Here is a 21,927-nt window from a genome sequence, read left to right on the forward strand (position 1 = left end):
CGGCGCGGTCGGCGGATCAGGGACCGACCGCGCCGGGGGTCAGGAGCCGATCGCGGTCTGCGTCAGCGTGAAGGCGAGCGCGCCGACGTTGACGGTGCCGTTCTGCCCGGTGGTCGCGGACGACGGCAGCTCGATCGTGAACAGGACCTTGACGGCCGAGGTCGCGGTCGAGGGTGACACGACGAAGGTGTTGGCGTTCGACGTGGACTGCACGACCGACGTGCTCGCCGAGGTCACCGACAGGGTCTTCGTCGTCGCCGCGACCAGGGCCGCGTCGCCGGTGATGCTCTGGGTGGCGTAGGTCAGGTTCGCCTTGAGGTCCTGGCCGGTCGCCCCGATGTTGAGGGTCTGCGTGAACTGGTACTTGTTGCCCGGCACCATCAGCACGCTGGCCGGGTTGATCGTGGCGGAGCGGCCGTTCGTGACGTCCGTCCAGACGCCGTCGTTCGCGGCGCTCAGCGTCAGGGTGCCGGAGCTGACCGCGGTCGCGGCGGTGGAGGCGTTGGCGTTCCACAGGGCGAACGTGCCAGCGCCGCCCAGGAGCAGTGCGACGCCGGCAGCGCCGGCGATGGTTCCGGTGATGATCTTGTGCAAGGAGTGTCCGTTTCCGCGCAGGGGAGCGCGCTTCGAGCCAGCGGCACGATGGTTCGGGTCGAGGTGCCGGTGGGACGGTGTCTGTCGAGCCCGTGGAACGACGGGTCGCGGCTGACCGGTGCCGGGGAGGACCGCCGGGCTCCGGAGCAGGGGGCGCTCGGGCGGGCTGGGTCGCTCCTGAGATCGACGGTACAGGTCCCCCAAACGGCCGACAACACGATCCATGCTTTTTCATGGACCCAAAACAGGGGTCATTTTCGTCCCCGAGAGTGCGGACACGATCTGTACCCCGGTCTGGTGGCCGTGCTCCAGGAATGGGCGCACGGTGCGACCGGTTGCAGGCCACGGAACGAGGAGGACCCGGATGGGCATCGTGCGGTGGTTGTTCGACGCGCAGATCGTCATCGGTGACCAGACGGTGCTCTGGCGCGAGGTGATCGGCAACGTCTTCGGCCTGCTCAGCGCGCTCGGTGGCATGCGTCGCCGGATCTGGGCCTGGCCCGTCGGCATCGTCGGCAACGTCCTGCTCTTCACGGTCTTCATGGGTGCGCTCTTCGACACCCCGAACCCGGTGAACCTGCTCGGCCAGGCCGGCCGTCAGGTGGTGTTCGTGGTCGTCAGCGTCTACGGCTGGTACCGGTGGACGCATCGTCCTGCCGAGGCGACCACCGTGATCGACCCGCACTGGGCCTCCTGGCGGGCCCGCGCGTTGCTGGCTGTCGCGCTGGTGGGCGGCACCGCCCTGCTGACGCCGCTGTTCCGGGCCCTCGGGTCCTACGAGCCGGTGTGGAGCGACGCGTGGATCTTCGTCGGTTCGCTGCTGGCGACGTACGGCATGGCGAAGGGATGGGTCGAGTTCTGGCTCGTCTGGGTCGCGGTCGACCTGGTCGGCGTCCCGCTGCTGTTCTCGGCCGGCTACTACGCCTCTGGACTGATGTACGTGGTCTACGGCGTCTTCACGCTGACCGGGTTCTTCGTCTGGATGCAGCAGCGGACGAAGCCCTCGGCCGCGCCGGTGACGGTCGGCTGACCCCACAGGCTGCACCGGAGCAGGATGGGCTGATGAGCGATGGCGCGTTCGTCACCGGGTGGCGGGTGTACCGCGCCCGTCGGTCCGAGTTCCTCGACCCCGTGCGGGTCCGACGTCGTACGGTCGTGAGCGGGATCGTCGCAACGGTCGCGGGCGCAGCCGTCGTGGTCACGCAGCTGCTGTGGGACTGGACCGGGGTGTCCGAGCCGGCGGCCGTCGGCGCCGCGGTGGCGTTCGCGGCGGCGATCGGGTGCCTCGTCGCCACGTTCCTCCGAACCAGCCGGAAGCTGCAGGCGCAGCCGTTCTCGCCACTCCCCGGGGGATGGCGCCGCGACGAGCGGATCGGCGCGCAGTTCACCGCCCGGCCGCCCGCGCTCGACCCCGAGGACCGTGACGCCGTGCTCGACCGCGCGGACCGCAGCGTCGAGCCGGCGATCGCGAGCATCGATCGTCTGCGGTGGATCCCGACGGGCTGGTTCGCCGCCTGCATCGGCGTGATCGCCGTCGAGTTCGCCTCGACCGACGGGCTGGTCCCCGTGCTGGTGCCGGTGGTGTTCGGCCTGCTGCAGGGTGGCACCGCGGCCGCGACGATCACCTGGCTGGGCCGCGCCGAGCTCACCCGACGGCGGGTCGCCATGACGCTGGCGGTGGAACCGACGCCACCGCTGCCCGTACGGAACACCGAGCCGCGCGGGTCGAAGGTCGTCCTGCCCGACCAGTGAGTGGTGACCCCCCCCGGTCTGGGACGCGACAAACCGAGCGGCATGCGGTGAGATCACAGAGTGGACACCCTCACTGACGACACGATCGTCGAAGAACAGACGATCGCGGAGCGCCTGACCCGGGCCGCCATCCGCGCCTACCGCATGTACGCCTTCACGGACGTCGATGCCGCCGTGGTCGCCGAGGTCGCGGGCGTGCCGGTCGACGTGGTCACCCGGGCGTTCCCGTCGTGGGACGCGCTGCTGCTGGTGACGTACGACTACTGGACGCAGCTGCGGGGCTCGACCCGTCGACGGAAGCCCACCTGCGCCATCGAGCACGTCCGGATGACCCTGGCTGAGGACATCGCCGACCCCGGTCTGGTGCGGGTGCTGGCCGGCGTGATCAACATCGCCGGTGCCGAGACGAGCTTCGCCGAGCTGTTCCGCAAGCGCTACGAGGACTACGCGACCCAGCTCGCCACCGCCCTGCGCCGCGACTTCGATGCCGGCGTCGAGACGTCGGTGATCGCGCCCGAGCGGGCGGCCACCCAGCTGCTTGCCCTGTACGAGGGCTTCCAGATCCAGCTGCTCGTCCGCCCCGGCATCGACGTGCTCGCCGAGTGGGACGAAGCCGTCCGTGGTCTTCGTGCGGCCTGGCGCCGTCCGCGGCCCGTCCAGGCCTGGGACCTCGACGCCGTCCCGACCTCGCCGATCCTGCCCGTCTGACCCGGCTGACGGCGCGCCCGGTCTGGCAACCACTTGCCAAACTGGAAAGTAGTTGCGATGATGGAGTCTCCGAGAGGGGACACCATGGACGACACCGCCACCAGCAGCATCGGTCCGACCGAGGCACGAGCGCTGCTCGAGAACGCCGACCGCACCAGTCGTCGCGCGCACGACGCCGTGCGCTGGCCGTACGTCGGCTTCATCACCGCACTCGGCGTGTCGACGGCGCTCGGCACGCTCGCGATGGGACTCACCACGGGGACCGCCTTCGCGGCCGTCTACGTCGGCACGCTCGCTGCGGTGTTCGCCCTGATGCTGTGCTTCCTCATCGCGATCCGGGGACGATCCGCCTTTGCACGCAGCCGCCGCTGGACCGTCTACATGGCGAGCTGGACGGTGACCTACTGTGCGGCGATCGCGGTCGTGGCCTGGGTGCACGGATCGGTCCTGTGGTCCGGCATCACGTCGGGGCTGGTCTTGGTCGTCGCGCTGGCCTGCGCCGCGTGGGAGTCGCGGTCGTGACCGTGTCGCAGGGGACCCACCCGCGGCACCGGCTCGACGACGTGTTGCAGAACGCCGTGCGGTTCTCGGTCATGGCGGCGCTCGACCGAGCGGGCACCCTCGGCTTCCGCGAGGTCCGCGATGCCGTCGAGATCACCGACTCGGCGCTCAGCAAGCAGGTCACGACGCTCGAGGCCGCCGGGTACGTCGCCGTCGGCAAGGCCTTCGTGGGCAAGACACCGCGCACTTCGCTGACCCTGACACGCACAGGGCGCGCCGCCTGGCGCGCGCACCTGGACGCGCTCCGTCAGATCGCGGGGGGCGACGCGGCGCTCTGAGCGCGCGCCGAGACGGACTGGAGGCCCGGTGCCTGCCTGCACCGAGCCTCCAGTCCGTCATCTGGTCGCGTTGCTACGCGCGCAACCAGACCGTCCCCACACCCGTCAGGGCGCCGTCTGCCACCGGCGCCGAGGCGAGCAGGAGCTCGCCGGCCGGCAGGTCGTAGGGCACGTCGGTGAAGACCGTCACGCTCGTCCACCCGTTCGGACGGCGGAAGGCCAGTACGTCGTCGCGGCCGGTCTCGAGCCACTCCAGGTGTTCCTCGGACTGCAGCTGTCCACGCAGGCCGAGCGCCTTGCGGTACAGGTTCAGTGTGGAGCCGGGGTCGGTGTCCTCGGCCTCGACACTGCAGTCACCGAACCACGCCGGCTGCGGCAGGTGCGCGCCGCCGGTGCCGAAGCCGAAGCTCGGACCGGACCGGGTCCAGGGGAGCGGGACGCGGCAGCCGTCGCGGCCGACGTCGACGCCCGGGTTCCGGAAGAACGCCGGGTCCTGGCGTTCAGCGTCCGGGATGTCCCCGACCTCCTGCAGCCCGAGCTCCTCGCCCTGGTACAGGTACGCCGACCCGGGCAGGGCGAGCTCGAGCAGGGTGGCCGCGCGGGCACGGCGCAGGCCGAGCTGCTGGTCGAGCACGTCCTGCGACCCACCGGCCAGCAGCCAGGCGCCGCCCTGCTTCTCGTCGCCCGTGCTGGGCGGCAGGGCGTACCGGGTGGCGTGCCGGACGACGTCGTGGTTGGAGAACACCCAGGTCGTCGACGAGCCGGACTGCTCGGCGAGCCCGAGGTTGAACTCGATGATGCTGCGGAACGCGCCGGCGTCGAAGTCGGCTTCGAGCAGGTCGAAGTTGAACGCCTGCCCGAGCCCCTCGGCGCTGGCGTAGCGGGCGCGGCGGTCGGCGGCGACCCACGCCTCGGCGACCGCGGTGCGGGCCGGGGTGTACTCGTCGAACACCTGGCGCCACTCCGCGTAGATCTCGTGCACGTCGTCGCGGTCCCACAGCGGGTGCGACCCGTCCTTCGGCATCGCGGACAGCTCGGCCCAGGTCGGCAGCACGTCGCCGAGGTCCTTCGACAGCCCGTGCGCGACGTCGATCCGGAAGCCGTCGACCCCGCGGTCCGACCAGAACCGCAGCGTGTGCAGGAAGTCGTCGCGGACCTGGCGGTTCGCCCAGTTCAGGTCCGGCTGCTCCGTCGCGAAGCTGTGCAGGTACCACTGGCCGTCGCCCACGGCGGTCCAGGCCGGACCGCCGAAGATCGACACCCAGTCCGCGGGTGCCTGCTCGCCGTGCTCGCCGGTGCCGTCACGGAACACGTAGCGGTCGCGCTCGGGGGAGCCCGCCGGGCTGGCGAGCGCCTGACGGAACCAGGCGTGCCGGTCGCTCGTGTGGTTCGGCACGATGTCGACGATCACCCGGATGCCGGCAGCGTGCAGCGCCGACACCATGGCGTCGAAGTCGTCCAGGGTGCCGAGCCTCGGGTCGACGTCACGGTAGTCGTCGACGTCGTAGCCGCCGTCCGCCAGTGCCGACGGGTAGAACGGGCTGAGCCAGACGGCCTCGATGCCGAGGGACGCCAGGTACGGCACCCGCTCGGTGATCCCGGGCAGGTCGCCGATGCCGTCGCCGTTCGCGTCCGCGAAGGACCGGGGGTAGATCTGGTAGACGCTGGCCTGGCGCCACCAGGTCTCGTCGATGCCGGTGCGGTCGGGGGAGGTCAGGGTGTCCGTCATGGGGGTCCTCTCGTCGGTCCGGATCGTCACTTGATGGCGCCCTGGGTCACGCCGGACATCACCCAGCGCTGCGTGAGCACGTAGACGATGATCGACGGGGCCATGGCCATCAGGTACGAAGCGAAAGACACGTTGTAGTTGTTGCTGAACTGGCTCTGGAAGATCTGCTGCAGCACCGGCAGGGTCTGGAGCGCCGGGTTCGCCGTGATCAGCGCCGGCATCATGTAGTCGTTCCACGACGCCAGGAAGGCGAAGATGCCGACCGTGGCGCTCATCGGCGCGAGCAGCGGGAACAGCAGCCGCCAGAAGACCTGGCCGACACTCGCACCGTCGATGCGGGCGCTCTCCTCGAGCTCACCCGGGATCGACCGCAGGAACGCCGTGAACAGCAACACGCTGAACGACAGCTGGAACATGACGTGCAGGATCGCGACGCCGAGCGGGTTGTCGAGCCCGACCATGCCCGTCAGCTTCACCTGCGACAGCGCGAGCACCGGGAACGGCAGGAACATCGCCGCCAGCAGGTAGAAGAACGACCAGCGGAACAGCCGGTGCTGCCAGTTGTGCGAGATCGCGTACGCGGCGAACGAGGCGAGCAGGATCGTGCCCGACACCGAGATCGCGGCGACGAACACCGACACCCCGAACGCACGGGGGAAGTCGGTCAGTTTCCATGCCTGCACGAACCCGTCGACGCTGAACGGAGCCGGCAGCGAGAATGCGTTGCCGTCGAGCGCCTGACCGGTCGTCTTGAACGCCATCACGACGGTGACGTACAGCGGGACCAGCACGGTCAGCGTGCAGACCGCCAGGATGATCGTCAGCGGCCAGTTCCAGCCGCCGTTCTTCGACCGCCGACCACGCGTGCCGTCGGCGTCGACGGACCGCATGCTGCCGGTCTGGGTGGTGCCGGGCTGCAGGGGTGCTTGGAGCGTCATGAGAACAGGGCCTTCCCGCGGCTGAGCCGCAGCTGCACGAGCGCGAGGACGACGGTGATGACGAAGAAGATCGTCGCGTTCGCCATCTGGTAGGAGTAGTCACCGCTGTTGAAGCCGTTGAAGATCGACATCGCGACGCTCGTCGTCGAGGTCCCCGGTCCGCCGGCCGTCAGACCGACGATGATGTCGTACGCGTTCAGGAAGTTCTTGAACCCGAGGATCAGGTTGATCACGATGTAGCCCGCGGTGAGCGGCATCGTGATCGAGATCAGCTGCCGCCACGACGAGGCTCCGTCGATGGCCGCTGCCTCGTACACCTCACCGGGGATCGCGAGGACGCCCGCGATGTAGATCAGGAGCGTGCCGGGGATGGCCTGCCACGTGGTGACGATGACGATCGCGACCCACGCCAGGTCGGGGTTCGCCAGGATGCTCGTCTCCAGCGGCGCGAACCCGAGCGACGTCGCCAGGGCCGGCACGCTGTTCGAGAACAGGAACGAGAACACGTAGGCGATGACGATGCCCGAGATCACCATCGGCAGCACGAAGACCGCACGCAGGGCGACCTTCGCGCGGATCCGGCTGGTCAGCGCGATCGCCAGCAGCAGCGCCAGGGCGTTGACCACGAGCACGGTGACGAGCGAGAAGCCCATCGTGAACAGGTAGGCGTTGAGGATCGCGGGGTCCGAGAAGATCGCCAGGTAGTTCGTCAGCCCGGTGAACCCGAACTCGCCGAACCCGACCGAGTCCGTGAAGCTCAGGACGATGCCCATCACGGCCGGCACGGTGATCGCCAGCGTGAAGACCACGAGCGTCGGCAGCAGGAAGGCCAGGAACACCGGCTGGATGCGGTGCGAGTGGGGTCGACGGGCGCGTGTGGCTGGTGCGCTCGCCGTGGGGAGGCCGTCCGGGGTGGAGTCCGGGCTGCCGGGGCGGGGTTCGTTCCGGCGGTTGCCGCCGGATGACGTCGTGGCGATGGCCATGGTGATCGTCTCCTCGGTCCGCAGACCGGGTCAGGCCTTCCGACGCGCGACGCGCGCCCAGTCGGCATCGAGTGTGCGGAGCTGCGGAGCGGGGGCGCCACCGAGCGCGATCGTCTGCGCGTAGTTGGCGACCGGGATCTCGGCGGGGACGAGCTGCGACGTGCCGAGGTAGAACGCGGCGTCGTCGTAGTACTGCTGCATGCCCTTGAGGGTCGGGTTGGCGACCGGTGGCGAGTCCTTGCGGGTCCCGAAGCCGTTGTTGTCGGCGTTGTACTTGTCCGCCACCTCGGACGACATCAGGAACTTCAGGAACTCGCGCGCGGCGTCCTGCTTCTTCGACGCCTTGGGGATCCAGAGCGCCAGGTCGACGTTGACCCGCACCTTCAGGTCGTTCGGGTCGTCGGTCACCGGCAGCGGGAAGGTACCGAGGTCCATGTCGGGGGACGTCTTGGCGATCTCGATGAGCGCCCACGGCCCCTGCAGGTACATGGCCGACTCACCCTTGGCGAACGCCAGGTTGCCGTCGCCGTACGCGCGGCTGGCGGCGTTCTTGTTCGACCACTTGGCGATCTGCTCGACGCGGCCCATCGGTGCCTCGAAGTCCTTCGAGAACGAGACGGGTGACGACGGGCCGACGCTGGTGCCCTCCTTCTCGAGGGCTGCGAAGGTCGACTTCACGTCGAGCATGCCGCCGATCGAGTAGTCGAACATGCCCTGGGCGATGGTCCAGGTGTCCTTGTAGGTGTTGTAGAACGGCGTGACGTCCGCCGCGAGCAGCTTCTCGCACACGGCGGTCAGCTCGCTCCAGGTCGTCGGGATCTCGATGCCCTGCTCGGCGAAGATCTTCTTGTTGTAGATCACCGATGCGGCGGTCACCGAGTAGGGCAGCGCGTTCCGCTCACCCGGGTACGACGCCGTCTGCTCCATGAGCGTCCAGAGGTCCGGGTTGATCGCCTTGGCCTCGTCCATGTCGGACAGGTCGGTCAGCGCGCCGTGCTCGACGAACGAGACCATCGCGTAGTTGTAGTTCAGGCACCCGAGGTCCGGCGGCGAGCTCCGCACGAAGTCCGCCGGCAGCGACGACGTCGAGTCGCGGACGACCCGGATCTTCGACTGGCTCTTGTGGAACTTCGCGATGACGTCGTCGAAGTACCCGATGACCTCGGGCTTCGACACGTAGAACGTGATCGTCTCGGTGCCGCCCGAGGACGAGGACATCGGCGCGCATCCGGCGAGCGCGAAACCGCTGGCGATGCCACCGGCTCCGAGCAGGAAGGAGCGTCGACTGAACCCGGCAGGCTTCCGTGTCGTGGCGTGTGCTTGCACGTCGTCTCCGTTCGACCGGGCCCGGCGTCCTTGCCGTCCTGGTTCCGCGTCCGGCTCCGATGCCGTCCGCATGACTAAATGTAGCGAGAAAATCTAATAGCGCAAGGAATGCGTGGCGCGATATCCTCGCGACATGCCCGGCACCCGCGTCACCGCCCGTGGGTCGAGCACCGAGACGGTGCTCGACCACGCCTTCGCCGCGCGCGCCTTCACGGCGACCGACGCCATGCACGCCACCGGGCTCACGCGCTCGACCGTCCTGGCCGCCTGCGACGAACTCGTCCGGCTCGCCTGGATCCGCGAACTCCGCGACGCACGCGCCGTCGGGCAGTACCGCATCGGGCGTCCGGCGAAGCGCTACGGGCTCGACGAACGTGCGGGCGTGGTCGTCGGTGTCGACGCCGGGCAGCACCGCGTCACCGTGTTCGTCGCGGACCTGCGCGGAAGCGTCCTGGCCCGCGCCGAAGGGACCCCGGGCGCGGACGACCTCGACGTGGACGTCCGCCTGGGGACCGTGTCCGACACCATCGCCTGAGCACTGTCATCGGCCGGCGTCGCCGCCGAACGGGTCCTCGTCACCACGATCGGCGTCCCCGCACCGGTCGCCGCCGACGGCACCTCGTTGCCTGGCGACGGCGGCTACTGGGCCGCGATGAACCCGGGGTTCGACGGCGTCACCGGCCACGGACTCGTCGTCGTCGAGAACGACGCCAACCTCGCCGCGGTCGCCGAGCGCGACCTGCGTGGCGATGCGTCGTTCGCCGCGCTGCTGGCGGGCGAGCGTCTCGGCACCGGTCTGGTCGTCGACGGCCGCCTGCTGCGCGGCTCGCACGGCGGGGCCGGCGAGATGCGTGTGCTCAGCATGGTCACGGGCGTCGGGTCGGCCGACGGCCTGGGTCGCGCGGCGAAGGACCTGGTGGACGCCGCCGGACAACAGGACCGGATCGCCCCCGGCACGCCGCTCGCGGCTGCCGTGCGCGCCGGCCGGACCGACGCTGCGGCCGTGTTCGCCGCCGCACGCAGCGGTGACCCCGTGGCGCTCGACGTCGTGGAGCAGCTCGGCGACCGGCTGGCGCGGGTGTGCGTCGTGCTCGCGAGCCTGCTCGACATCGACCGCGTGGTCGTCGCCGGTGCCATCGCACAGCCGGCCGGAGCCGTGATCGACCACGCGCAGACACTGCTGCACAAGTGGAGCCTGGACCCCGTGCCGGAGATCGTCGCCTCGACGCTCGGCGCGGACGTCGTCGTGCACGGTGCCATCGCCCTGGCGCTGGACGTCGTGCAGGACGACCCGCTGTCGCTCGCACTGCCAGCGGCTCGTGCGTCGTCGCACCGGCAGCCCGTCGTCGACGCGGTCCAGCAGCCCGTGCCCGTCGAGACCCCCGCTGCGGTCTAGGAACGCCCCCGGCGCCAGGACAGCACCTGACGGACGGTGACCTTCGAGCCGTACTGCGCGACCGAGTGCCGGAACAGGTACTGCGCGAACCACAGCAGCACGACGGCCACGGCGAACACCTCGACGATGCAGATCACGGACTCGAGCGGTGACAGCGCCCCGACCGCGTTCCGGACCATCGCGGTGATCGGGGTGAACGTGGGGAAGTACGTGAAGAACGCGGCCACCGGGCTGCTCGGGCTGGTCATCACGAAGAACGCCGCGTAGACCGGGATGATCAGCGCGAAGATCGCCGCCGACTGCAGGGTCGAGGCGTCCTTGATCGTCGGCACCGCCGCGCCGACGGCCACGAACAGGGCCGAGGCGAGCAGCACTCCACCGATCAGCAGCAGTGCGCCGACCACCATCCGCCACGGGTCGACCACGACGTGTCCGATGCGCCCGGCCAGCAGTGGGACGACGACCACGAGCGACAGCAGCCCGGGCACCAGGAACACCCCGATCTGCACGAGCCCGACCAGCAGCATCGCGACGACCTTGCCGCGGATCAGGTCACCAGCGGTCACCGTGGTCAGGATCATCTCGGAGATCCGGTTCTCCTTCTCCTCGACCACGACGGTCACCATGCGGGCCGCGAGCAGGAGCACCAGCCCGAAGAACGCGGCGACGTACACCAGCGGCGGGATGATCGACAGCCACCCCGGGGCCACCCGGCCGTCGGCGTAGGCGGTCACGTCGGCGGTCGGTGGTGATCGCAGGATGCTCACCGACTCCGGGTCGTCGACGTCGGCGGCGACGCTCTGCTCGAGCACGCGCTCTGCCAGCGACGAGTAGCCGCCGTTGCCGAACAGGCCGCGGTCCTTCGCGGTCACCTGGATCGCGCTGCTCGACGGGGTCTCCGGGAAGACGATCAGGGCGTCGAGGCGTCCGGCGACGACGTCCGCCCGGTCGCCGGACTCGTCCGTCGACGGTGTCCCGCCCCACCGCGCCGCGACGGACTCCGACACCAGGCCGGAGCGGTCGACGTAGTGGAACGGGGTCTTCGTCGCGGACGCGCTCGACACGACCGAGTCGGCCCCGGCGCTCTGTCCCACGCCGACCAACAGGGACACGACGACGATGACGATCGGCAGCGCGAGGGTGCCGATCCAGAACGCGGGCTTCTTGACCGCGCGGACGAACTCGAACCGGATGACGGTGCCCAGGCGGGTCATCGGGCGCCCCCGGATGCGGGGACGGGTGCGGCCTCGTCGGCGCCGGCGTCGTGGCCGTACACCTGCACGAAGATCTCGTCGAGCGGGATCCGGCGCATCTCGAAGCCCGTGACGTGCACGCCGTCGGCGACGAGCGACGCCAGGATGTCGGAGCCGTCCGCCGCAGCGGTGCTCGAGGGCACCAGGTACGCGACGTGTCCCTCGTGTCGGGCGAGCTCGTAGAGCGGGGAGCGTGGGACGGCACCGTCGAGAGCGACCTTGGCCACCGCGCCGCCGAAGCGGTCCTGCACGTCCGGGATGGTGCCGTACGCGGCAGCGGTGCCGTCCTTGAGCAGCAGGATCCGGTCGCACAACCGCTCGACCTCGTCCATGTGGTGCGTGACCAGGACGACCGTCGCACCGTCGGCCTTGCGCTCGTCGACCAGGTCGAGCAGCAGTCGACGGTTGACCGGGTCGAGGCCCTTCGTCGGTTCGTCGAGGATGAGCAGCCGCGGGCGGTCCATGATCGTGATGCCGAGCTGCACCTTCTGCTGCTGTCCGCCCGACAGCTTGTCGACGCGAAGCTTCGCCTTGTCGCCCAGACCGACGCGGGCCAGGTAGTCCATCGACCAGGCCGTCGCGGCCGACCGGGGCATGCCGCGCAGCGCCGCGAAGTACGTCATCACGTCGATCACCGACTCCTTCCGGTACAGCCCGCGTTCTTCCGGCAGGTACCCGATGCCGCCGGTGGCCGGGCGGTAGGGACGTCCGTCGATCGTCAGGGAGCCGGCCGTGGGCGAGGTGATGCCGAGCAGTGCACGGATCGTCGTCGTCTTGCCCGACCCGTTGCTGCCGAGCAGTCCGAAGGTCTCCCCGGGGGCGACGTCGAACGACAATCCGTCCACGACGGTGCGGTCCCCGAACCGCATCACGAAGTCCTGCACGTCGATGCTCGCCCCGGCCATGGAGCCCCCTTCTCGTCGCGCCGAACATACCGGGTGCGCTTGTGCCCCGGCCTCCCAGCAGCACTGCACCCTCGACGGGCACGATGGCGGAGATCGAGGGAGTCTCATGGACCGTTTCCGCAGGTTGCCACTGCCCGTGCTGCTGCCCGTCATGTTCCTGGTCGCCGGAGGGGCGTACTTCGTCATCGGCCTCGCCACCACTGGCGGGCGAGAGGGGTTCGTCGGACGACTCGTGAGCGCGGTGTTCTACGCCGCTGGTCTGACCGCAGTCCTCGGCGTGTTGATCGCCCGGCTGCGTCGTCGCGCCGGTGGTGCCGCCGAACTCAGCAGGATCCAGCGCTCGGTGAAGACCGGGTCGGTGCCGCCGGATGCCGACCCCACGAACTGGGTGCCGTCGCTCGAACGCCTGCAGCGGCAGTCCCGCAGGAACCGGTGGCTCGGTCCGCTCGTGTTCGGCTCGGCAACGGTGCTCGCCGTCTGGCTTGCCGTCACGAGCGGGCCCGTGTGGTGGTTGTTCGTGGTCGCGTTCGTCGGCTTCTTCGCCTGGACGACGTTCGAGACCCGACGAGCCCTCCGGACCCTTCCGGTGATGCTCGCAGAGCTGCGCGGCCGGCCCCTGTCGCCGACGGCCCCGAACGCCGTGCCGCGAACGACACCCGGTGCTCGGTGGAGCCTGCCAGAGCAGACGATGACCGCGGACCCGTCCTCGGCCACCGGCACGACCACCGGTTCCGAAGCGGACACCGCCGAGCGCCGCTGACCGATCCGGTTCACGAACAGCGGTGTTCGTCGACCGGATCGGCCACGGCCACGGCCCCGGACGAGGACCGCCGCGCCGCGGCCGGGGACCGGGAACCGGAGCACCGGGAGCCGGAGCACCGGCCGGGCACCCGGCCTAGGGACGCGGGATCGGGGCCAGGCGCGCGAGCTGGGTGACGTGGCCGGGCTCGAGTTCGTCGAGGGACGCGACCCCGAGCAGCCGCATCGTGCGCTCGATCTGCTCGGACAGGATCTGGATCATCCGGTCGACCCCGGCTTCGCCGCCCGCCATCAGCCCGTACAGGTACGCCCGCCCGACCATGGTGAACTTCGCTCCGAGGGCCACCGCGGCGACGATGTCGGCGCCGGACATGATGCCCGTGTCCAGGTGGACCTCGGTGTCCGCGCCCACCTCCTTGACCACCGACGGCAGCAGGTGGAACGGGACGGGCGCGCGGTCGAGCTGCCGTCCGCCGTGGTTCGACAGGGTGATGCCGTCGACGCCCATGTCGGTCAGGCGCTTGGCGTCGGCCAGGGACTGCACGCCCTTGACGACGACCTTGCCCTTCCACTGCGACCGGATCCAGGCCAGGTCCTCGTACGTGACCGTCGGGTCGAACATGTGGTCGAGGAGCTCGCCGACGGTGCCGGACCAGCGGTCGAGCGAGGCGAACGCCAGGGGCTCGGTGGTCAGGAAGTCGAACCACCACCACGGGCGGGGGATCGCGTTCACGATGGTCTTCACGCCCAGCTGGGGCGGGATCGAGAACCCGTTGCGCTTGTCGCGGAGACGGGCTCCGGCGACGGGGACGTCGACCGTGACCAGCAGCGTGTCGAAGCCGGCGGCCTCGGCGCGGGAGACCAGTGCCATCGACTTCTCGCGGTCCTTCCACATGTACAGCTGGAACCAGTTGCGGCCGTGGGGGTTGGCGTCGCGGACGTCCTCGATCGCGGTGGTGCCCATCGTGGACAGCGAGAACGGGATGCCCGCGCGACCCGCGGCCCGGGCTCCGGCACGCTCGCCCTCGGTCTGCATCATCCGCGTGAACCCGGTCGGCGCGATGCCGAACGGGTACGCCACGGGCGCGCCGAGGACGTCTCGTGAGGTCGACACCTGCGACACGTCACGCAGGATCGCCGGCGTGAACTCGATGTCCTCGAACGCCTGGCGTGCGCGGGCCAGCGAGATCTCGGCCTCGGCAGCACCCTCGGTGTAGTCGAACGCGGCCCGGGGTGTGCGCCGGGCCGCGATGTCCCGCAGGTCCCAGATCGTCAGCGCGGACTCGAGTCGACGGCGCCGGGCGTTCAGGTCCGGCTTCTTGAACTGCATGAGCGGCGCCAGGTCGTGCACCGTCGGCAGCTGCCGCTTCATGGGGGTCCGCCGGGTCGACGGTGTCCCCGGGGTCGCTGCCGGGGCCCCGGTGGCGGGGTCGACGCGGTGCTGGTCGTCGGTCGAGGTCATACAGACATCCTACGTCTCGGGGTGGATCGGTGGGCGGTTCGTGTCGTGGTCGGGGTGTAGCGGACCGGCTCGACCGTGCGCGCGACCACGGCGCGGAGCGCTTCGAGCGAGGCGCCGCCGAGTCCGGCCAGCCCGGCAGCCCGAGCCTGCACCAGGATGTTGCCGAGTGCGGTGGCCTCGACGGGACCGGCGAGCACCGGCAGTCCGGTCCGGTCCGCCGTCAGCTGGCAGAGCAGCCGGTTCTGCGACCCTCCGCCGACGATGTGCACCTGTCGGATGTCCTTGCCCGTGACGCTCGCGATCGTCGACACGGTGTCGGCGTAGGCAGCGGCAAGCGACTCGAGGATCGACCGCACGAACTCCGCCGGTGTCGCGGGCGCACTCAGGCCGTGCGCGTCGCACCACGCGGCGATCCGGGTCGGCATGTCCCCGGGGGGCGTGAAGGAGTCGTCGGCGACGTCGAACACCGGCACGGGCGCGGTGACGGCCGCGGCGGAGGCGAGCAGGGCCTCCAGGTCGACGCGGTCGCCGTCGCGCTCCCAGGTGCGGACGCTCTCGGAGAGCAGCCACAGTCCGGACACGTTCTTCAGGAACCGGACGCGGCCGTCGACGCCGCCCTCGTTCGTGCAGTTCGCCAGCCGTGCCGCGTCGGTGAGCACCGGCGCGTCGAGCTCGACACCGACGAGCGACCACGTGCCGGACGAGATGTAGGCGAAGTCCGGCTCGGTCGCCGGCACGGCGACCACGGCACTCGCCGTGTCGTGGGAGCCGACCAGGGTCACCGGCGCCGACGTCTCGAGCAGGCCGGGGAGCAGGGGGCCGAGCTGGTCGCCCGGGTCACGCAGCGCCGGCAGCAGACCGGACGGGAGGCCCGCCGCAGCCCGCAGCGTCGGGTCCCATCCACGCGTGGTCGCGTGCAACAGCCCCGTGGTCGACGCGTTGGTGCGCTCGGCAGCCTGGACTCCGGTCAGCCAGTACCCGAGCAGGTCGGGGACCAGCAGTGCGCGGTCGGCCAGGGGGAGCAGCGGGTCGGCAGCGAACTGGAACAGCGTGTTGAACGGCAGGTGCTGCAGGCCGTTGCGGGCGTACAGCGCGGCGGCGTCGATCGCGGCGTGCACGGGTGCGACCCCCTGCTGGTGCCGCTCGTCGCGGTAGTGGTATGGCAGGCCCAGCAGCCGTCCCTCGCGTAGCAGCCCGTAGTCGACGGCCCACGAGTCGATGCCGATGCTGGCGACGTCGTGGTGCTGGCCGAACGCCGTGCGCAGGCCGTCGACCACCTGTCGGTACAGCTCGACGACGTCCCAGTGCAGGGCTTGACGGTCGTGCTCGTGCAGGGCCACGGGGCCGTTCGGGAACCGTGCGACGTGGTCCGTCCGCACGCCGTCGCTGTCGACGTGCCCGACGATGACCCGGCCGCTCGTGGCACCGAGGTCGACCGCTGCCACGCTGCCGCTGGTCGTCACGGCGACTACCGCAGGAACGCGGCCGCGACGCCCGCGTCGACCGGCACGTGCAACCCGGTGGTGTGGGAGAAGTCCGACGTGCAGATCGCGTACACGGCGTTGGCGACGTTCTCGGGCACGACCTCGCGCTTGAGGATCGTGCGCTGGGCGTAGAACGCGCCGAGGTCCTGTTCGTCGATGCCGTAGGTCTTCGCGCGGTTCGCACCCCACCCGGACGCGAAGATGCCCGAGCCGCGCACGACACCGTCGGGGTTGATGCCGTTGACCCGGATGCCGTGTTCGCCGAGCTCGGCCGCCAGCAGTCGCACCTGGTGGGCCTGGTCGGCCTTGGTGGCGGAGTAGGCGATGTTGTTCGGGCCCGCGAAGACGGAGTTCTTGCTCGAGATGTACACGATGTCGCCGCCCAGGCCCTGCTCGATGAGGACCTTCGCGGCGGCCTTCGACACCAGGAACGAGCCCTTCGCCATGACGTCGTGCTGCAGGTCCCAGTCCTGCTCGGTGGTCTCGAGCAGGCTCTTGGAGAGTGAGAGCCCGGCGTTGTTGACGACCAGGTCGAGCCCGCCGAAGTGCAGCAGGGTCTCTTGGACCGCCCGGGCGATGTCGTCGGCGCTCGTGACGTTCGCCGCGACGCCGATCGCCTGGTCCGGACCGCCGATCTCGGCCGCCGCGTCCTGCGCCTTCTGCAGGTCGAGGTCCGCGATGACGACCGCCGCACCCTCGGCTGCCAGGCGCTTCGCGATCGCCTTGCCGATGCCGCTCGCAGCGCCCGTCACCAGCGCGATGCGCGTGGCCAGCTGCTTCGGGACGGGCATCCGCTGGAGCTTGGCCTCTTCGAGCGCCCAGTACTCGATGCGGAACTTCTCGGCCTCGTCGATGGGGGCGTAGGTGCTCAGCGACTCGGCGCCGCGCATGACGTTGACCGCGTTGCCGTAGAACTCGCCGGCGACGCGGGCGGTCTGGGCATCCTTGCCGTACGAGAACATGCCGACGCCGGGGACCAGCACGACGAGCGGGTCGGCGCCGCGGATCGCGGGGGACTCCGGCGTCGCGTGGCGCTCGTAGTACGCCTGGTAGTCCTCGCGGTACTGCTGGTGGAGCTCGTGCAGCCGGGCGATCTGGTCCTCGACGGAGGCCGTCGTCGGCAGGTCGAGCAGCAGGGGCTTCACCTTCGTGCGCAGGAAGTGGTCCGGGCAGCTCGTGCCGAGGGCCGCCAGCTGGGGCGCCTTCTCGCTCGCCAGGAAGTCGAGCACGACGTCGCTGTCCGTGAAGTGCCCGACGACGGGCTTGTCGTGGCCGGCGATGCCGCGGATCGTCGGTGCCAGGGCCGCCGCCCGTGCACGTCGTTCGTCGGTCGGCAGAGCACCGAAGCCGGCGCGCGGGGGACCGAACGGCTGGTCCGTGCCGTGCTGGGCGATGTACGCCTCGGCGGTGTCGATGATCCAGCGCGAGTTCGCCTCGGCCTGCTCGCTCGTGTCACCCCACGCGGTGATGCCGTGGCCACCCAGGATGGTGCCGATCGCCTCGGGGTGCTGCTGCTGGATGGCGGCGATGTCGAGCCCCAGCTGGAACCCCGGCCGGCGCCAGGGGACCCACACGACCTTCGCGCCGAAGATGCGTTCCGTCAGCGCCGGTCCGTCCGCTGCCGTCGCGATCGCGATGCCGGCGTCCGGGTGCAGGTGGTCGACGTGTGCGGCATCGACCAGGGCGTGCATCGCGGTGTCGATGCTCGGAGCAGCCCCACCGCGACCGAACAGGCAGTGGTCGAACGCGGCGACCATGTCGTCCTCGTGCTCGACCCCCGCGTACACGCCACGGAGCGCTCGGACCCGGTCGAGTCGCAGCACCGCCAGGCCCGCCGGGGTCAGCGTGCCGAGGTCGCCCCCGGAGCCCTTCACCCACAGCAGCTCCACCGGTTCGCCGGTGACCGGGTCGGTGTCGGCGCCCTTCGCCGAGGTGTTGCCGCCGGCGTAGTTCGTGATCCGCGGATCCGAGCCGAGCGCGTTCGAGCGCGCGATGAGCGCACTGACGGTGGCGTGTGCTGACGTGGGCTGCGGTGCGGGGTCCACCCGGGCCTCCTGGCTGGTGTCGGTCATGGTGCTGTGCGTTCCTTCGTCGTTCCGTGCGCCGGTCAGGCGCCCCAGCCGGCCTGCACGCCGCCGACACGGTCCTCGGCGATCTGCCGCTGGTACCCGGACTCCTGGTACGCGCGCATCGGGTTCGCGGGGAGCCCGCGGGACTCGCGCCAGGCGGCGAGGTCCGCGCGGACGTCGGTCTGGTACGCGTCCATGAAGACCTCGTTGGCGCCGAGGACGTCGTGCGATTCCTGTGCAGCGGTCAGGGCGACGCGGTCGAGCAGCAGTGCGCGGGCGGTCATCTCCTGCACGTTGAGCACGGAGCGGATCTGCCCGGGGATCTTGTCCTCGATGTTGTGGCACTGGTCGAGCATGAACGCGACGTCGGGGTTGTCGTAGCCGCCGCCGCGGACCACCTCGACCAGGATCCGGAACAGCTGGAACGGGTCGGCCGCGCCCACGATCAGGTCGTCGTCGGCGTAGAAGCGCGAGTTGAAGTCGAACGAGCCGAGCTTGCCGAGGCGCAGCAGCTGCATGACGATGAACTCGATGTTCGTGCCGGGGGCGTGGTGGCCGGTGTCCAGGCAGACCATCGCCTTGTCGCCCAGGGCCGCCGTCTGCACGTAGCTGGTGCCCCAGTCCGGGACGTCGGTGTGGTAGAACGACGGCTCGAAGAACTTGTACTCCAGCACCAGACGCTGCTGGGGGCCCAGGCGGTCGTAGATCGTGCTGAGGGAGTCGTGCAGGCGGTCCTGACGGCTGCGCATGTCCTCTTGCCCGGGGTAGTTCGAGCCCTCGGCCAGCCAGATCTTCAGGTCGCGGCTGCCCGTGGCGTCCATCACGTCGATGCAGCGCAGGTGGTGGTCGATGGCCTTCTGCCGGATCGTCTCGTCCACGTGGGTCAGGGCGCCGAACTTGTAGTCGTCGTCCTGGAACGTGTTCGAGTTGACCGTGCCGAGCTGCACGCCGTGCTCTTCGGCGTGGCGCTTGAGGTCGGCGAAGTCGTCCACCAGGTCCCACGGGATGTGCAGTGCCACGGTCGGGGCGAGCCCGGTGTACCGGTGCACCTGCGCGGCGTCGGCGATCTTCTCGTAGGGGTCGCGCGGGGTGCCGGGCGTGCTGAACACCTTGAAGCGGGTGCCGGAGTTGCCGAAGGCCCAGCTCGGCAGCTCGATCCGTTGCGCGGCCAACTGCTCGGCGATGCCGGCGAAGCTCGGGGTTGATGTCATCGTGTCACTTCCTCGTGATTGAATCGTTTCATACGGTAGTCCGTGGTGGAGCTGCTCGCAAGCGCGGCGGTGCTGTCCCGTGGTGCCGACTGCGTTCGCACAACCGAAGTCACGCCGAACCACGTCGTTCCGTGGCGCGAGGTGATTTCCGTAGTGCGAACGCGCCGCGGGCCGGCCGGCGGCCACCGGCGCGCGGCGCCGCGCTACCCCGCGGGGACCGCAGCCGGCGCGCGCACCTCGTGCGAGCCTCCCGACAGGCGCTGCTCGTCCAGGCCGGGCAGCCGCACCACGGCGGTCACGCCGTCGGGCACGGTCGTCTGCACGACGAGTTCGCCGTCGACGAGCTCCCACCGGACCGCGATCCGCCCGTGCACGCTGTCCAGCGAGGTCGACGCCCACGTCAGGCCACCACCGGGCTGCGGCGCGATGAGCACCGACTCGTACCCGGGCGTCAACGGGGCGAGGCCGCCCACCACACGGTGCATCCAGTCCGCCACGGCACCGAGTGCGTAGTGGTTGAACGAGGTCATCTCGCCGGGGTTGATGGTGCCGTCGGGCAGCATCGAGTCCCAGCGCTCCCAGACCGTCGTCGCGCCCATCGTCACCGGGTACAGCCACGAGGGGCACTCCGTCTGCAGCAGCAGCTGGTACGCGTCGTCGAGGTGCCCGGTCTGCGTCAGCGCATCGGTGATGAAGGGCGTGCCCGCGAAGCCGGTCGAGATCCGGTACCCGGATGCCGCCGCCAGCTCCGCCAGGCGGTCGCCGGCCCGGCGCTCGTCGTCCTCGGACAGGATCCCGAACACGATCGCCAGGGCGTAGACGGTGGTGCAGTCGGAACGGATGCGACCGTCCGTCACGTAGTGCTGCCGGAACGCGGCCTGGAGGCCCGTGGCCAGCTCGTCGGCCTCGCTCGCCTCGGCCGGGTGGCCGGTCAGACGGGCCGCCTCGGCCACCAGGGTCGCGCTGCGGTACGCGCACGCCGTCGCGACGACGCCCGGGTCGGCCTTGGCCTTGGCGGCGTCCTCGGGCGGGGCGTCCGGGTCGAGCCAGTCGCCGAACTGGAACACCGTGTCCCACAGCCCCTCGGGGGACAGGTGATCGCGGACCCGACGCAGGTGCGCGACCATCGAGTCGAGCTGCTCCTCGAGCACCGCGGTGTCGCCGTACGCCTGGTACAGCGTCCACGGCACCCAGACCCCGGCGTCCGACCAGATCGCGGTGGCGTCCGGGGTGCCGAAGTCCTCGGCGGGGGAGTACTTCAGCACGTCCGGCACCACGAAGGGGATGATCCCGTGGTTGTGCTGCTGCTCGAGGGACAGGTCGCGCAGCCAGTCGCCCAGGAACGCCCGCGTGTCGAACAGGTACGACGCGGTCGGGGCGAAGGCGGCGATGTCGCCCGTCCACCCCAGGCGTTCGTCGCGCTGCGGGCAGTCGGTCGGCACGCTGAGGAAGTTACCCTGCATGCCCCGCACGACGTTGTCGTGGAAGGTGTTGAGCAGGTCGTGGCTGGACTCGAACGTGCCCGTCCGGGTCAGGTCGCTGCCGACCTGCACCGCGGTCAGTGCCGTCTGCAGTTCGTCGAGCGTGCCGGGCCAGCCGTCGACCGACGCGTACCGGAACCCGTGGAACGTGAAGCGCGGCTCGAAGGTGTCTGCTCCGCCGCTCAGGGTGAAGCGGTCCGTGGCCTTCGCGGTGCGCAGCGGGCGGGTGCCGAGCTCGTCGTGCTCGAGCACCTCGGCGTGCGTGATCGTCAGGACCGTGCCCGCGAGGCCGGATGCGACCACCCGGAGCCACCCGACCAGGTTCACGCCGAAGTCGACCAGGGTGGCGCCGGACGGGCTCGTCCAGACGTCCACCGGAGTGATCTCGGCGAGCGGTCGGACGGGCGGCACGGTGTCGGCGACCAGCGCACGCTCGCCGATGTCGACGGTGTGCACGGCGCTGGTGCGGCCCCGGTGCCCGTCGACGCTCGGCAGCGTGACCGGCCCGGGCTGCAGGAACGACCCGTCGCGCAGACGGGCGTCGATGTCCTGCCCGTCGTACAGCTGGTCGGCGGTGATGGCGCTCGACAGTGCCTGCCAGTCGGTGTCGGTGCCGACGACCTGCTGGTGGCCGTCCGCGAACGTGATGCGGAGCTCGGCGAACCCGGCACGCTCGTCCGTGTACCAGCCGCCACCGCCGCCCCAGGCCAGACGTCCGGCTGCCCAGCCCCGTCCGATCACGAGCGCCAGGACGGCTGCGTCGCCGGGAGCCGTGCTGCCGAGGTGGGACAGGACGTCGTGCGAGGCGACGCGGATGCGCCACTCGTAGCTCGTCCACCCCGGTTCGAGCAGGTGGTCCGAGACGCGCTGCCCCCCGAGCCAGGCCTCGACGACGCCGAGCGCGCTGACGTCGAGCGTCGCCCGGGTGACGGCGCCGTGGCCGTCGTCGAGGGTGAACTCGCGGCGCAGGATCGGTGCGGAGTCGCGGTCGGTGTCGTCGTCCGCCGCGATGAACGATGCGGTCCAGGTGGTCATGTG

Annotated in this window: 20 protein-coding genes; 8 read left to right on the top strand and 12 right to left on the bottom strand. The window is 70.5% G+C overall.

The window, feature by feature from the left end; all coding sequences use genetic code 11:
* Positions 1–39: 39 nt before the first annotated feature.
* The gene (locus tag ACLBWP_RS06175; RefSeq protein ID WP_243563065.1) at positions 40–594 is read right to left on the bottom strand and encodes an alternate-type signal peptide domain-containing protein; all 555 of its coding nucleotides are present in this window, start codon (positions 592–594) and stop codon (positions 40–42) included.
* A gap of 364 nt (positions 595–958) precedes the next feature.
* On the opposite strand from ACLBWP_RS06175, the gene pnuC reads away from it, so the two are divergent.
* From pnuC to ACLBWP_RS06200, 5 genes are all read left to right on the top strand, one after another.
* Complete coding sequence (gene pnuC, locus ACLBWP_RS06180) at positions 959–1,624, top strand: nicotinamide riboside transporter PnuC (RefSeq protein ID WP_447654506.1); 666 nt, start codon at positions 959–961, stop codon at positions 1,622–1,624.
* Positions 1,625–1,656: 32 nt separating this feature from the next.
* Positions 1,657–2,346, top strand: coding sequence for a hypothetical protein (locus ACLBWP_RS06185; protein ID WP_447654507.1), 690 nt, complete (start codon positions 1,657–1,659; stop codon positions 2,344–2,346).
* A 60-nt stretch (positions 2,347–2,406) separates the two neighbouring features.
* Positions 2,407–3,054: a TetR family transcriptional regulator C-terminal domain-containing protein gene (locus tag ACLBWP_RS06190; RefSeq protein WP_447654508.1), complete on the top strand. Its 648-nt coding sequence runs from the start codon at positions 2,407–2,409 to the stop codon at positions 3,052–3,054.
* Between the two features lie 84 nt (positions 3,055–3,138).
* Complete coding sequence (locus tag ACLBWP_RS06195; protein WP_447654509.1) at positions 3,139–3,576, top strand: chemotaxis protein CheY; 438 nt, start codon at positions 3,139–3,141, stop codon at positions 3,574–3,576.
* Complete coding sequence (locus ACLBWP_RS06200) at positions 3,573–3,893, top strand: winged helix-turn-helix domain-containing protein (protein ID WP_447654510.1); 321 nt, start codon at positions 3,573–3,575, stop codon at positions 3,891–3,893. Before ACLBWP_RS06195 ends, ACLBWP_RS06200 begins: the two co-directional genes overlap by 4 nt.
* Before the next feature lie 73 nt (positions 3,894–3,966).
* On the opposite strand, the gene ACLBWP_RS06205 is transcribed toward ACLBWP_RS06200, so the two are convergent.
* The 4 genes from ACLBWP_RS06205 to ACLBWP_RS06220 are packed head-to-tail and all read right to left on the bottom strand — an operon-like array spanning position 3,967 to position 8,869.
* Complete coding sequence (locus tag ACLBWP_RS06205) at positions 3,967–5,622, bottom strand: glycoside hydrolase family 13 protein (RefSeq protein WP_447654511.1); 1,656 nt, start codon at positions 5,620–5,622, stop codon at positions 3,967–3,969.
* A gap of 26 nt (positions 5,623–5,648) precedes the next feature.
* The gene (locus ACLBWP_RS06210) at positions 5,649–6,512 is read right to left on the bottom strand and encodes a carbohydrate ABC transporter permease (protein WP_243563188.1); all 864 of its coding nucleotides are present in this window, start codon (positions 6,510–6,512) and stop codon (positions 5,649–5,651) included.
* 44 nt (positions 6,513–6,556) lie between these two features.
* Entirely contained in the window at positions 6,557–7,543 is a 987-nt protein-coding gene (locus ACLBWP_RS06215) for a carbohydrate ABC transporter permease (RefSeq protein ID WP_243563072.1), read from the bottom strand.
* Between the two features lie 30 nt (positions 7,544–7,573).
* Positions 7,574–8,869: an ABC transporter substrate-binding protein gene (locus tag ACLBWP_RS06220; RefSeq protein ID WP_243563073.1), complete on the bottom strand. Its 1,296-nt coding sequence runs from the start codon at positions 8,867–8,869 to the stop codon at positions 7,574–7,576.
* Between the two features lie 133 nt (positions 8,870–9,002).
* Here ACLBWP_RS06220 and ACLBWP_RS06225 point away from each other — a divergent pair, with 133 nt between their 5' ends.
* Positions 9,003–9,404, top strand: coding sequence for a hypothetical protein (locus ACLBWP_RS06225; RefSeq protein WP_447654512.1), 402 nt, complete (start codon positions 9,003–9,005; stop codon positions 9,402–9,404).
* Between the two features lie 87 nt (positions 9,405–9,491).
* Complete coding sequence (locus ACLBWP_RS06230; protein ID WP_447654513.1) at positions 9,492–10,265, top strand: ROK family protein; 774 nt, start codon at positions 9,492–9,494, stop codon at positions 10,263–10,265.
* Here ACLBWP_RS06230 and ACLBWP_RS06235 read toward each other — a convergent pair.
* Together ACLBWP_RS06235 and ACLBWP_RS06240 are read right to left on the bottom strand one after the other, a co-directional pair.
* Entirely contained in the window at positions 10,262–11,479 is a 1,218-nt protein-coding gene (locus ACLBWP_RS06235) for an ABC transporter permease (protein ID WP_447654514.1), read from the bottom strand. The two genes, ACLBWP_RS06230 and ACLBWP_RS06235, sit on opposite strands and share 4 nt — an antisense overlap.
* Entirely contained in the window at positions 11,476–12,423 is a 948-nt protein-coding gene (locus ACLBWP_RS06240) for an ABC transporter ATP-binding protein (protein WP_243563076.1), read from the bottom strand. Before ACLBWP_RS06240 ends, ACLBWP_RS06235 begins: the two co-directional genes overlap by 4 nt.
* A 106-nt stretch (positions 12,424–12,529) precedes the next feature.
* Here ACLBWP_RS06240 and ACLBWP_RS06245 point away from each other — a divergent pair, with 106 nt between their 5' ends.
* Complete coding sequence (locus tag ACLBWP_RS06245; protein WP_447654515.1) at positions 12,530–13,183, top strand: hypothetical protein; 654 nt, start codon at positions 12,530–12,532, stop codon at positions 13,181–13,183.
* A 135-nt stretch (positions 13,184–13,318) separates the two neighbouring features.
* On the opposite strand, the gene ACLBWP_RS06250 is transcribed toward ACLBWP_RS06245, so the two are convergent.
* The 5 genes from ACLBWP_RS06250 to ACLBWP_RS06270 form a co-directional block, all read right to left on the bottom strand.
* Complete coding sequence (locus ACLBWP_RS06250) at positions 13,319–14,554, bottom strand: alpha-hydroxy acid oxidase (protein ID WP_447654840.1); 1,236 nt, start codon at positions 14,552–14,554, stop codon at positions 13,319–13,321.
* 86 nt (positions 14,555–14,640) lie between these two features.
* Positions 14,641–16,107 (bottom strand): rhamnulokinase, encoded by a 1,467-nt coding sequence (locus tag ACLBWP_RS06255; RefSeq protein WP_447654516.1) that lies wholly within the window; start codon positions 16,105–16,107, stop codon positions 14,641–14,643.
* Between the two features lie 5 nt (positions 16,108–16,112).
* Positions 16,113–18,200 carry a bifunctional aldolase/short-chain dehydrogenase gene (locus ACLBWP_RS06260; protein ID WP_447654517.1) on the bottom strand — a complete coding sequence of 696 codons (2,088 nt, stop codon included), beginning with the start codon at positions 18,198–18,200 and terminating at the stop codon, positions 16,113–16,115.
* Positions 18,201–18,235: 35 nt separating this feature from the next.
* A complete protein-coding gene (gene rhaI / locus ACLBWP_RS06265) occupies positions 18,236–19,408 on the bottom strand; it encodes an L-rhamnose isomerase (protein ID WP_447654518.1) in 1,173 nt (390 codons plus the stop codon).
* Positions 19,409–19,611: 203 nt separating this feature from the next.
* Entirely contained in the window at positions 19,612–21,924 is a 2,313-nt protein-coding gene (locus ACLBWP_RS06270; protein ID WP_447654519.1) for a family 78 glycoside hydrolase catalytic domain, read from the bottom strand.
* Between the last annotated feature and the right edge of the window lie 3 nt (positions 21,925–21,927).

This window comes from Microbacterium sp. M1A1_1b (assembly GCF_053345565.1).

Bases quoted from the DNA above. Each gene is read 5' to 3' on its own strand.
- ACLBWP_RS06205 (WP_447654511.1), bottom strand. From the start codon at position 5,622: ATGACGGACACCCTGACCTCCCCCGACCGCACCGGCATCGACGAGACC.
- ACLBWP_RS06250 (WP_447654840.1), bottom strand. From the start codon at position 14,554: ATGAAGCGGCAGCTGCCGACGGTGCACGACCTGGCGCCGCTCATGCAG.
- pnuC (WP_447654506.1), top strand. From the start codon at position 959: ATGGGCATCGTGCGGTGGTTGTTCGACGCGCAGATCGTCATCGGTGAC.
- ACLBWP_RS06225 (WP_447654512.1), top strand. From the start codon at position 9,003: ATGCCCGGCACCCGCGTCACCGCCCGTGGGTCGAGCACCGAGACGGTG.
- ACLBWP_RS06270 (WP_447654519.1), bottom strand. From the start codon at position 21,924: ATGACCACCTGGACCGCATCGTTCATCGCGGCGGACGACGACACCGAC.
- ACLBWP_RS06260 (WP_447654517.1), bottom strand. From the start codon at position 18,200: ATGACCGACACCAGCCAGGAGGCCCGGGTGGACCCCGCACCGCAGCCC.
- ACLBWP_RS06235 (WP_447654514.1), bottom strand. From the start codon at position 11,479: ATGACCCGCCTGGGCACCGTCATCCGGTTCGAGTTCGTCCGCGCGGTC.
- ACLBWP_RS06245 (WP_447654515.1), top strand. From the start codon at position 12,530: ATGGACCGTTTCCGCAGGTTGCCACTGCCCGTGCTGCTGCCCGTCATG.
- rhaI (WP_447654518.1), bottom strand. From the start codon at position 19,408: ATGACATCAACCCCGAGCTTCGCCGGCATCGCCGAGCAGTTGGCCGCG.
- ACLBWP_RS06185 (WP_447654507.1), top strand. From the start codon at position 1,657: ATGAGCGATGGCGCGTTCGTCACCGGGTGGCGGGTGTACCGCGCCCGT.
- ACLBWP_RS06195 (WP_447654509.1), top strand. From the start codon at position 3,139: ATGGACGACACCGCCACCAGCAGCATCGGTCCGACCGAGGCACGAGCG.
- ACLBWP_RS06210 (WP_243563188.1), bottom strand. From the start codon at position 6,512: ATGCGGTCCGTCGACGCCGACGGCACGCGTGGTCGGCGGTCGAAGAAC.
- ACLBWP_RS06215 (WP_243563072.1), bottom strand. From the start codon at position 7,543: ATGGCCATCGCCACGACGTCATCCGGCGGCAACCGCCGGAACGAACCC.
- ACLBWP_RS06240 (WP_243563076.1), bottom strand. From the start codon at position 12,423: ATGGCCGGGGCGAGCATCGACGTGCAGGACTTCGTGATGCGGTTCGGG.